At 47.2% G+C, this 10,799-nt stretch carries 10 protein-coding genes and 1 tRNA gene; 4 read left to right on the forward strand and 7 right to left on the reverse strand.

The window, feature by feature from the left end:
• Position 1: 1 nt before the first annotated feature.
• From M0R33_RS24340 to M0R33_RS00910, 7 genes are all read right to left on the reverse strand, one after another.
• Entirely contained in the window at positions 2–103 is a 102-nt protein-coding gene (locus M0R33_RS24340; RefSeq protein WP_366042947.1) for an antitoxin Xre-like helix-turn-helix domain-containing protein, read from the reverse strand.
• 356 nt (positions 104–459) lie between these two features.
• Positions 460–1,473 carry a DUF4105 domain-containing protein gene (locus tag M0R33_RS00885; RefSeq protein ID WP_292563640.1) on the reverse strand — a complete coding sequence of 338 codons (1,014 nt, stop codon included), beginning with the start codon at positions 1,471–1,473 and terminating at the stop codon, positions 460–462.
• 597 nt (positions 1,474–2,070) lie between these two features.
• Positions 2,071–2,148: transfer RNA gene (locus tag M0R33_RS00890), tRNA-Met, on the reverse strand.
• A 47-nt stretch (positions 2,149–2,195) separates the two neighbouring features.
• Entirely contained in the window at positions 2,196–3,287 is a 1,092-nt protein-coding gene (gene ychF, locus M0R33_RS00895; RefSeq protein WP_292563643.1) for a redox-regulated ATPase YchF, read from the reverse strand.
• Positions 3,288–3,620: 333 nt separating this feature from the next.
• Entirely contained in the window at positions 3,621–4,829 is a 1,209-nt protein-coding gene (locus tag M0R33_RS00900) for a sensor domain-containing diguanylate cyclase (RefSeq protein WP_292563646.1), read from the reverse strand.
• Positions 4,823–5,704: an HDOD domain-containing protein gene (locus tag M0R33_RS00905; RefSeq protein WP_366042948.1), complete on the reverse strand. Its 882-nt coding sequence runs from the start codon at positions 5,702–5,704 to the stop codon at positions 4,823–4,825. Before M0R33_RS00905 ends, M0R33_RS00900 begins: the two co-directional genes overlap by 7 nt.
• Positions 5,689–6,120 (reverse strand): protein YgfX, encoded by a 432-nt coding sequence (locus M0R33_RS00910; protein WP_366042949.1) that lies wholly within the window; start codon positions 6,118–6,120, stop codon positions 5,689–5,691. The genes M0R33_RS00905 and M0R33_RS00910 overlap by 16 nt, the downstream gene beginning before the upstream one ends.
• A gap of 83 nt (positions 6,121–6,203) precedes the next feature.
• Here M0R33_RS00910 and M0R33_RS00915 point away from each other — a divergent pair, with 83 nt between their 5' ends.
• From M0R33_RS00915 to M0R33_RS00930, 4 genes are all read left to right on the forward strand, one after another.
• Positions 6,204–7,106 carry a folate-binding protein gene (locus tag M0R33_RS00915; protein ID WP_292563655.1) on the forward strand — a complete coding sequence of 301 codons (903 nt, stop codon included), beginning with the start codon at positions 6,204–6,206 and terminating at the stop codon, positions 7,104–7,106.
• A gap of 15 nt (positions 7,107–7,121) precedes the next feature.
• Positions 7,122–7,964 (forward strand): HDOD domain-containing protein, encoded by an 843-nt coding sequence (locus M0R33_RS00920; RefSeq protein ID WP_292563658.1) that lies wholly within the window; start codon positions 7,122–7,124, stop codon positions 7,962–7,964.
• 5 nt (positions 7,965–7,969) lie between these two features.
• Entirely contained in the window at positions 7,970–8,947 is a 978-nt protein-coding gene (locus tag M0R33_RS00925; protein ID WP_292563661.1) for a COX15/CtaA family protein, read from the forward strand.
• 118 nt (positions 8,948–9,065) lie between these two features.
• Positions 9,066–10,799 (forward strand): DEAD/DEAH box helicase, encoded by a 1,734-nt coding sequence (locus M0R33_RS00930; RefSeq protein ID WP_292563666.1) that lies wholly within the window; start codon positions 9,066–9,068, stop codon positions 10,797–10,799.

Genomic DNA, 10,799 nt, shown 5'->3' on the forward strand with positions numbered 1-10,799 from the left:
ATCAAGCTATTGTTGCCGGGCTAAAACCCAATATTTTAGACAGCAGAGCATGTGAAATGGCTAAACGGTCTGCCGCACGTGCGACAGCCTTGCCGAGCACCATCGATGCCTCAAGTTTTTGAAATAAACCGATTTACTTCCGCAGCTGTGTAGAACCGAATTGGTCAACGCTTGTTTCTCATCGGTCCGCGCACCATGTATAGCTGTTGGTTAGCCAGCATGACAGTTTCATGTTTAGTTCGCTTGCAATGCAAGGCGCGCGATAAGCCGATCCGATTAGTGGAAAGGTAAGTTGGAAACATTGCGCTAAACGGGCGTTGCTCTAACGGTTTAACTTTTTTAAGCTAATAAAGCTAAAAACACTTACTCCGCCACCCGCCATCCAACAATCTCATCGAATTTCCTGGAACCACAGGAGCCACCAAATCGGCATTTGGCAATAGGTGTTCTTTATGAAAATCAGTTTACCGGGCTCGCTAATGTATTGTTGTTCAGTCGAATACGCGCTGAAAAATCAGCGGCTTGATCGGCGGCCTGCCCTAAACTGTTGATATGGGCCTGCTGTTGTAATTGTATAAAAGGCACCCGAGTGTCAAGCCATTGCGACTCATAAAGATATTCGGGCAAATAACCGCTCAGTAAAATTTTCCAGGAAAACGGCGGATGTTCCTCGTTGACCTGCGCAAGCAGCCAAATCGCTGTGCTGCAGTTATCGAATAGGGTATTGTAAAAGGCCGGATTTTGATGGAGTGCATTGATTTTATGCATGTATTCCAGAAACAGGCGTTTGCCGTTTTCGATCGATCCCTGCAATCGGTAGAGATAAACCTGTTCGGGCGGATCATGCCGGTAATTGGTGCGCAGTCGGATTACATCACGCTCGTCGGCCACGAAATAAATCTGCTCATACTGACGAAAAAACCCCTTGATGGTTGAATAGCCTTCTCCCTGCTCCTTACGCGCCTCGATAGAGACGGCCAGATGATCGTTAGCACCGAAATCGAAACTGAGGATGATATGAGCAATTGCCGGTCCCATCCAATACACCGAAAACAGGTCGATGCCTTGCAATTTATTCAAGTCAAACGTCTTGGTGTAATACGCGGACTGATAATCAAACTCGCTACGGTAATCGAAGTTACGGATATTGTGTACCGTCACCCTATCCCCGGCAAAAGTGGCATAAGCCACTTTTGCCGCATCGGCCTGCCATTGCCGTTGATTCGAAGGGCTAATGTTTAGCCAATAAATCAATACCGAGACAAAGACCAGCCAATAAACAATCAATAACTGTCTGCGCCAGCGTGGAAACCAATTACCGATTAACGCGGAAAGTCCCAATAAACCAAACAACACTGCCGACAAGCGTTGCGTCCATCCTGAGGCGGAGTCACCGAAATACAGGACACAGACACCCCACAGGCTTGTAAGCAGCAGTGCCGTAACGATGACACAGGCTTTGATAAAATGCATGGTGCTACCGGTTCGTCGAGCTCAAACAGCAATTATTTGCGCTGGCGGCGATGCCGATCAGACCAGTCCAAACCTGTCTGGCTATGTTCTTCCTGATCGTAGGCCAAGCCGAATTCAAGCGCAATTTTCTGCGCTATCGTTTCGATCTCCGCGCGGTTTTCCAGCGAGGGCGGCCGGATCGCTTTTCGTTTTGCACCGCAACCAGGATTGATGTTGTTTCGTACTACGGTTAAATAACATCAGCAGTTTCCCAATGATTAAAAAGTCTTTCCAACCTGAGTCTCGCTGCTCAAGACTTAAACGCAGGGGGTTTGCATTGTATAGATGGCCGATTGAACGGATTTAATGGATAGTTGCTGGTCCAAACAGCTCTGGCCTTCCCAAAAGTCGAACTTTAGATATGCATTTAGACAATATCTGGCCCTTTTTCCAGCCACCTGATTAATTGCCAATTCGCGACGATAACCCGAGCCACTGCAGACCGCGTAATTCGAGGGGCATTTAAAAACGCTCAAGAGGGAAAGCCTGGACACAGCGCCAGCCGTGGGCTTTCTGGCAAAAAAAAAACCGAGCTGATATCAGTTCGGTTTTTAATTTTGGTGGCGATACCGGGGATCGAACCTGGAACCTCGGGGTTATGAATCCCGCGCTCTAACCGGATTGAGCTATATCGCCATGAAACTATTTAAGAGCCGCTATTATAAAAACCTGTCATTAGCTTGTCAAACATTAAACCTAAAATGCATCACATCACCATCTTGTACTTTGTACTCCTTGCCTTCCAAACGCCATTTTCCGGCGTCTTTTGCTCCCTGCTCGCCTTTATAGGCGACAAAGTCGTTATAAGAAATGACTTCCGCTCGAATGAAGCCTTTTTCGAAATCGGTATGAATAACGCCCGCGGACTGCGGAGCCGTGGCGTTGACTGGAATGGTCCAAGCCCTCACTTCCTTGACACCAGCAGTGAAATAAGTCGACAGATTTAATAATTCGTAACCGGCCCTGACCACTCGATTCAACCCCGGTTCATCCAAGCCCAAATCATCCAAAAACTCCTTTTTTTCAGCTTCATCGAGTTGCACGATTTCAGCTTCAATGGCCGCGCATACCGCTACTACCCTGGAGCCCTCCTTTTCCGCAAATGCCTGGACCTTGTCCAGCATGGGGTTATTATCAAAGCCGTCATCCTGTACATTCGCCACATACAAAGTGGGCTTTAAGGTGATCAGACAAAGCTCTTTAATCAGCTTGACTTCATCCTCGGACAATCCCAATGTTCTAACCGGCTCGCCAAGATTCAAATGTTCAAGCACGCGTTCAAGTACTTGTTTTCTAGCCACCTCGTCTTTATTGCCTGACTTGGCCGCCTTTAGGGTTTTTTGTAAGGATTTTTCGACAGATGCCATATCGGCCAGTGCTAATTCAGTGTTGATTACCTCAATGTCGCTGACTGGATCGACCTTACCGGCCACATGTATCACATTGTCGTCTTCAAAGCAGCGCACCACGTGCACTATGGCATCGGTCTCACGTATATTGCCTAGAAATTGATTACCCAATCCCTCGCCCTTGGAAGCTCCCGCTACTAAACCGGCAATATCTACAAACTCGATAGTGGTGGGGAGAACTCGTTCCGGCTTAACGATTTCCGCCAGTTTGTCCATTCTGGGATCGGGTACCGGCACCACGCCCACATTGGGATCGATGGTGCAAAATGGATAGTTTTCCGCCGCGATAGTGGCTTTGGTCAAAGCGTTGAATAAAGTCGATTTGCCCACGTTAGGCAAGCCAACGATTCCGCAGTGTAGTGCCATGATAGTATTCTTAAAATAATGAGTGTCGGGCCCGAATAAAACCGGGTACAAAATGGGGTGGAATTATACAAGGGCGACGAAAAAAGTCTACTCGTTCAATTTAGCCCTATTGGAATGGAATAGTGAACTGCATCGGGACTAATATGGCGAGGACAACCCCGCAATCGAAACCAGAAACCCGACTATTAAACTGGACGTCACTTTAAGTGACTGCGGATTAATTTGATTGGCGATTCAAGCATGGTGCTTTTAGTCTCAACCATTTTCCAGCAGGTTCGGTCAATAACTTGTAAAACCAAGTTGTCGTAACACCCCCGCCTATAAGGATCAACGTTAAGACTTTTCGGTCAACGGACAAGCACCAAATACTTCCACCCGATCTCGTCCGTTTGCCTTTGCTCTATAAAGCGCGGTATCCGCACAATGAATAATCTGGTCGATATCGGTGTATTGCTTATCATTGTCCAGTTCCGGCACCATACAATACAAACCGATGCTTATGGTCAATTGGACTTGTTTATCGGCGACGCGCCACTTCAGACTTTTAATATTCTCTCTAATCCGCTCTGCGAAGGTTTTACCGTTATCGCAGCCGGTGTTAACAAAGATAATGACAAACTCTTCCCCACCAAAACGCACCAATATGTCGGTATTTCTAACCAATTTTTGCAATGCACCCGCTACGGTAATTAAAACCTCGTCGCCAAAGGCATGCCCATACTCGTCATTAATGTTTTTAAAGTGATCAATATCCATCATTAACAAACAAAATGGGTATTCGTACCGATTATGCTGGGCAAAGGCCAATTCGACTTGGTCGTAGAAATAGCGCCTATTATGCAAGCCCGTCAATTGGTCTTGCATTGACATACTGACATAATAATCTTTTAACCGTCGGGGCTCTTCAACCAATCGTTCCAGCTCGGCTGTTCTTGTCGCAATCTGAATTTCCATTTGCTGAAATAACCGCCGATTAGTAATCAGCTGTCCAAGGATATTGCTGAACACCTGAAGCAGGCGCATATGCCAAACCGTAAAAAAATCCGGTTCCGAATGTGAGACGTTTAATACCCCAATCAATTCTTTATGCAAGGTAAATACCGGAGTGCAGATGATGGAACCGGGCATATTTTCGCTATCCAGCCCTAAGGTAAATCGCTCATCTTCAAAGCAATTACTGCAATGCTGCATCTCGCCCGTAGCGGCCGCAGTACCGATTATCCCCTCGCCCATCCGAAAACTCATCGTGCTCTGAGAATATAAGGCGTCACTACTACTTTGCTCAGCCACACTTACGCCGGTAACGTTGCTCAGCAAATCATCATCATCCAAGATAAAGAACGAACATCTTTCAATATCTTGATTAGACAGCAGACAGGACAAGGCAAGCCTGATAACGGCTTTTTCGTCCGCCATCTCGCAGCTAATTTCAGACAGGGATCTTACAGCGGAAAGGGCATTGACCAGATCGACAATCAAGTCCTGTACGTTGGTACCATCCCAGTCTTTATCCAGATTCAGCAACGTGTTCTTTCTTAGCATCCCCCCATCTCCGACGCCAATTTTTGAACATTATCCTTACCGTCCAACATTGTGCGAAACACCGTTATGACTGCTTCGAAAGGAAGCTGAGCCTGCTCTGCGATCAGATTAAGGTCGCTTTCTTCCGCATCTTGATCAAGTATCGAATAACATATCCGCTGGCTGGCATGTAAGCAGCGATTAAGCTCTGTTTGATTTTCCGTTAAACCATTAGTGTTAAATTGATTCAGCATAGATTGATAAAACTCGGGTAATCGCCATTTTTTAAGCAGAATATAGCCCATCTGGTAATGACTTTGTCCAAATCGCTTCTCTATTTCAGCTTCGATATGAAAATAATTGTTTGAATCCTGACACAAAATACCGTCAAGCTCTTCCGGGAACAAATAGGCCGCCACCAAAATACCGATATGCAACAATAATCCGCAAGTATAGGCATTTGCGGGAGAAACGTTCTGCCAACGGTGCTGATTTGCCAATTTCTGAGCAGTAATAGCCGTGATTAAAGAATGCATCCAGAACGACTGGCTATCGAAACCTTTACAATGCTTTGGATCCAGCTGGACATTTAACAAAATACCTAGCGAAAGGCTCTTGACCAACTGTAACCCCAGCACGCGCACTATTGCGGTATGAAGATCGTCAATTTGGTTTAACTGGCCAAAAAAAGCCGAATTTGCCAGCCCCAACAACCGCGCAACCAAGGCCGGCGATAAGGAAATGACTTTTACCAGTGTTTCAATCTCTACATCCGGATCGTTTACCGCCTCTAAAATTTTGACACTTGCCTCGGGCAAAGCCGGCAAATTTTTAAGCTTATTAATCCGGGACTCAATTGACAGCTTAGTAATCTCATCCATTAATTTCGCTCGCATCCCGATAAAGTAAGACTGACCCTTAAAAGACGAAAATCATCCGCGGATAAGGCGTCATTCGCTATTAGTACTGACATTGTCGATTGCGTATTTGTTTTAAAGCTTAAAAATATGACCCATCTCGTAATGACGGTATCTGCTAATACCTGACCGGCTACAAAATCCGCACCATCAAATGCCATCTCCCAGCCATTACTTTTAGTATATCTCAGCAGCAGGCCGGATGTTTTCCAATATTTCCAGCTCGTCCACCACAGCGTGACAACCGCGGCAAGCAATAACGACTGATAGAGGATAGGCAGCGAATTCAAAACACATGCCAAAATGGCCAACAGATGTAAAAGATCAACTGCCAATCTAGACCTGGGTGAAGGCCTGACCTCAAAAAAATGTGCTGATTGGAAACTTTGCGCCATTTACCCGTCTTTATATCGCCGCTCAACGTGTAGAATAGTTGGCATACCGACTCTGTGTTTAACCTTTGTAATTTAGCGATTCAATGACCGCGCAAAACCAACCAACCACGTTTCTATATCATCTAAACCACCTGGCAATTATAGAAGTTAATGGCGAAGACGCCTGCCAGTTTTTACAAGGCCAATTGACATGCAATATCAACGAGCTAACTCAACAAAAAACCAGCATTGCCGCCTTTTGTAATGCAAAAGGCCGCGTGATCAGCACATTACTGATCATTAAAACTCAGCTTGGCTTCTTTTTAATATTGCCGGCCAGCTTACTGGGTACAGTCCTTAAAAAACTGCAAATGTACGTATTACGCGCTAAAGTCAAACTCACCGAACCGAAAAATATAGCCATAACCGGTCTTACTAGTTCGAACGGCATTGTCGATATCTCACTCCCCAAGCAGGACTTTTTTTGCACTGAAAACCACGAAACGCTATTTATCAAGCTGCCGTCTGCCGGCCGATTTTTGTGTATAGTCCCTTCCAACAAATTGGCGCAGCATCCTTTCGCAAGGTTACCAAGCGCACCCGTTGCCGAATGGCGTTTTGAAGATATATCCAGCGGCTTTCCCTGGTTCGAAGCCTCACGATCAGAACAATTCATCCCCCAGATGTTGAATATCGACCAGCTTGGTGGAATCAGCTTCAGCAAAGGTTGTTATACCGGCCAGGAAATCGTCGCCCGCACCCATTATTTAGGCAAGGCAAAACGCCAACTTTATTTAGCCGAAAGCAACGAAATTCTAGCGCAAGATACTGACGTTGCCGTAAAAGATGCCGAATCCGGGGAGAAATACGGGGATATTCTGGCATTGGAATCGTATGGCGCAATTACCCGTTTATTGGTAGTGCTACAAACAGTTGATGACAAACCAAAAATCCTTATACTGGACAACCAACAGCACACCCCAATCAAATTAATTCCTTGCCAATAGCCGGAAAGCTTAAGTATGCAATTTAAATCCGTTCAAGACTTCCTGGTCCACGTAAAAACCGAACTGGAAGCAAATCGGTTGATTTTACCCACCTTGCCTGATATCGCATTAAAAGTGCGCGATTCAGTATCCAAAGGCGATGCATCAGCGCAAGAATTGGCCGAAATGATCACCACCGACGCGGCCCTGTCCGCGCGCTTGATTCAGGTTGCTAATAGTCCGCTGTACCGTGGCGCCAATGAAATTAAAAATATCCAGATGGCCGTTACCCGGCTCGGCAACAGCACGATCCGTACCTTGATTACCAGCCTGGTAATGCAGCAAATGTTTAAGCCAACCACGGCATTGCTGGAACATTACTTCCGCAAAATCTGGGAACAAGGGGTTAATGTCTCAGCTATCAGCCGAGCGTTGGCCGCGTTTGTACCCCAACTGAATCCGGATGAAGCCATGCTGGCCGGCCTGATCCATCAAATCGGCAAACTCCCGATTCTAACTTTGGTGGAAAAAATCCCGGAGTTTAAAGACAGCCCTTCCCGGCTGGAAAAACTACTGGAAAAAGCTCACCCTCACGTGGGCAAACTGATCATGGATACCTGGAATTTCCCCGAGGAATTAAAGCTGGTTGCTTCGGAATATGTAGATTTCCAACGCGACCATGACGGGCCTGCCGACTATGTCGATTTGGTTCAAGTTGCATTTTTACAGAGTATTGTCGGCACGGATCATCCCGCCTGTCGGGTTGACTGGGCTATGGTACCGGCCTTTGCCAAACTGGGCTTACAAACCGATTCGGAAATCCTGGAAATCGAAGGGGTTTCGGAAGAAATCGAACTCGCCCAAGCCATGTTCTTATAAACATAATGATTGATTCACACGCTGCAGCCCGTTTCCGTAAACTGGGTACACTGACTATTTTCGCGGTTTATTTCGTCATCCTGGTCGGCGGCATTGTGCGCGCCTCCGGTGCCGGCATGGGTTGCCCGGATTGGCCCACCTGCTTCGGACAGTGGGTGCCACCGACCGACGAATCGCAACTACCGAGCAATTATCACGAAATATATGCCGCGCGCGGTTACGAAAATACCACGTTCAACCTCATAAAAACCTGGACCGAATACACCAATCGATTGGTGGGGGTTACTATCGGGTTTTTGATTTTCCTCACCGCCTGGTCGTCGCGCATATACATAAAAACCGATAAAACCACGTTCTATCTGGCGATATCGGCATTTTTATTGGTGGGATTTCAAGGCTGGCTGGGATCAGCCGTGGTCGCCAGCAACTTAAAACCTTTCATGATTACGCTGCACATGCTGGTGGCATTGTTCATCGTGGCTTTATTAATTTACGCGATCAGCCGTTCGCAGCAAACACTGCTAACGGCTATCGATGCCAACTGGGTAAATCCGCGTTTTACATTAATATTAAAAATTGCCATGGCCATGACCTTGTTACAGGTGGCGATGGGTACCCAAGTCAGAGAATCGGTCGATTATATAGCGCACCAACACAGCTATATCGACCGCCAGTACTGGCGAGACAGTTTTCCCATCATTTTCTACGTCCATCGTTCTTTTTCCGCCATCATTTTATTCACCAACCTCTGGCTGGCCTGGACGATTCATATAAATGTCGAAAAGAACAGCCTGTTGCTTAAAGTGGCTTATGCGCTAACTGGTCTGATCGTGACGGCCATTTTGGCCGGGGTGAGTCTGGACCGTCTGGGTTTCCCGGCCTTTGCCCAACCCATACACCTGTTAATGGCTAATCTTATTTTCGGCGCACAGTTTTTCCTGTTTATTTGCCTACATTACGCCAAAGGCAAAGCCTTGCAATAACATCCTCGTTTTACCCAAATTATCAATAAGTTAAGCATTGTGCCGTAATTTTACGGTACAATGCCAGTATTGCCTGCCGTCCGCAGACAGTTCTCTTTATTCTCTACAGGTATATTTAATGTCAGACACCCCCACCGCCACGCCGTCCTTCAAAGATTTAGCACTATCCGAACCGGTTTTGAAAGCGCTGCAAACCATCGGTTACGAAACACCCTCTCCCATTCAGGCGCAAATCATTCCTTTCGTCATGGCTGGCCGCGACGTACTTGGGCAGGCGCAAACAGGCACCGGCAAAACCGCTGCCTTTGCCATGCCGATACTGACTCGCATCGACATTAAACAAAAAGATCCGCAAGCCCTGGTATTAGCGCCTACCCGGGAGCTGGCCATTCAAGTTGCCGAGGCATTTCAAAGCTATGCCGCCCACATCAAAGGCTTTCACGTACTGCCGATATACGGCGGCCAGGATTACTCCATTCAATTGCGTCAATTAAATCGCGGCGCCCACGTCGTGGTAGGCACGCCGGGTCGGGTCATGGACCATATGCGCCGAGGTACTTTAAAGCTGGATCAATTGAAAACCCTGGTTCTGGACGAAGCGGACGAAATGTTGCGCATGGGCTTTATCGACGACGTGGAATGGATCCTGGAACAAACGCCATCGACTCGGCAAACGGCATTATTTTCAGCCACCATGCCCACCGAAATTCGCAAGATTGCCCAAAAATATTTGAGTAATCCGGAACAAGTCACTATCAAAGTTAAAACCACAACCGCGGCAAACATTCGCCAGCGTTACTGGTTTGTCAGCGGCTTGCATAAAATGGATGCCTTGACCCGTATTCTGGAAGCCGAAAACTTCGATGGCATGATCATTTTTGTTAGAACCAAAACCGCTACTATCGAAGTAGCCGAAAAACTGGAAGCCCGCGGCTTCTCGGCGTCGGCAATTAACGGCGATATGTCGCAAGCCCTGCGTGAACGCGCCATAGAAAACCTTAAGAGCGGCAAGTTGGATATTCTGATCGCCACGGATGTAGCCGCCCGAGGTCTTGATGTCGACCGCATCACCCACGTGGTTAATTACGATATCCCTTACGATACCGAATCCTATGTACACCGCATCGGCCGCACCGGTCGCGCCGGTCGTACCGGCGATGCGATTTTATTCGTTTCGCCGCGTGAAAAACGTTTACTGGCCAATATTGAACAAGCCACTAAACAGAAAGTCGAAGAAATGCAGTTACCTTCGACCGAGTTTATCAATAATGCCCGCGTGAATCGCTTCAAACAACGTATTACCGACACTTTGGGCGCCGAAGAACTCAGCTTTTACAACCAGCTGATCAATCAGTATCAGGTTGAACACGACGTACCAGCCGTTGACATTGCCGCCGCACTGGCTAAGTTGCTGCAAGGCGATACGCCTTTATTAATGAAAGAGGTCTCTAAAAAACCACGCAAAGATGCGGATGACAAGGCGCGGGGTAAAGACCATGACCGTGAGCGTGGCCCCAAACGCGAGCGCGGCAGAACCGGCACCGTGGAAATGGATCTGTTTCGCATCGAGGTCGGCCATAGTGACGGCGTCAAACCCGGCAATATCGTCGGCGCCATCGCCAACGAAACCGGCATTGACGGCGACCATATCGCCCGCATCAAAATCGAAGAAAATTACAGCACAGTGGAATTACCTGCCGGCATGCCGAAAGACCTGTTTCAGGCCTTAAAAAGGGTTCGGGTTGTCGGCAAACCTTTGAATATTTCCAAATATGACCCTAATTTGGTTAAAAAGGATAAAAGCAAAAAACGAGTAGGTTCCACCTCTAGACGCGGCAAAAACCAAGAGTAA

Source organism: Methylomonas sp. (assembly GCF_023228165.1).
GTDB lineage: Bacteria > Pseudomonadota > Gammaproteobacteria > Methylococcales > Methylomonadaceae > Methylomonas.

Excerpts from the sequence above, each read along its gene's own strand:
- M0R33_RS24340 (WP_366042947.1), bottom strand. The coding sequence starts at position 103 with ATGGTGCTCGGCAAGGCTGTCGCACGTGCGGCAGACCGTTTAGCCATT.
- M0R33_RS00885 (WP_292563640.1), bottom strand. The coding sequence starts at position 1,473 with ATGCATTTTATCAAAGCCTGTGTCATCGTTACGGCACTGCTGCTTACA.
- ychF (WP_292563643.1), bottom strand. The coding sequence starts at position 3,287 with ATGGCACTACACTGCGGAATCGTTGGCTTGCCTAACGTGGGCAAATCG.
- M0R33_RS00900 (WP_292563646.1), bottom strand. The coding sequence starts at position 4,829 with ATGCTAAGAAAGAACACGTTGCTGAATCTGGATAAAGACTGGGATGGT.
- M0R33_RS00905 (WP_366042948.1), bottom strand. The coding sequence starts at position 5,704 with ATGCGAGCGAAATTAATGGATGAGATTACTAAGCTGTCAATTGAGTCC.
- M0R33_RS00910 (WP_366042949.1), bottom strand. The coding sequence starts at position 6,120 with ATGGCGCAAAGTTTCCAATCAGCACATTTTTTTGAGGTCAGGCCTTCA.
- M0R33_RS00915 (WP_292563655.1), top strand. The coding sequence starts at position 6,204 with ATGACCGCGCAAAACCAACCAACCACGTTTCTATATCATCTAAACCAC.
- M0R33_RS00920 (WP_292563658.1), top strand. The coding sequence starts at position 7,122 with ATGCAATTTAAATCCGTTCAAGACTTCCTGGTCCACGTAAAAACCGAA.
- M0R33_RS00925 (WP_292563661.1), top strand. The coding sequence starts at position 7,970 with ATGATTGATTCACACGCTGCAGCCCGTTTCCGTAAACTGGGTACACTG.
- M0R33_RS00930 (WP_292563666.1), top strand. The coding sequence starts at position 9,066 with ATGTCAGACACCCCCACCGCCACGCCGTCCTTCAAAGATTTAGCACTA.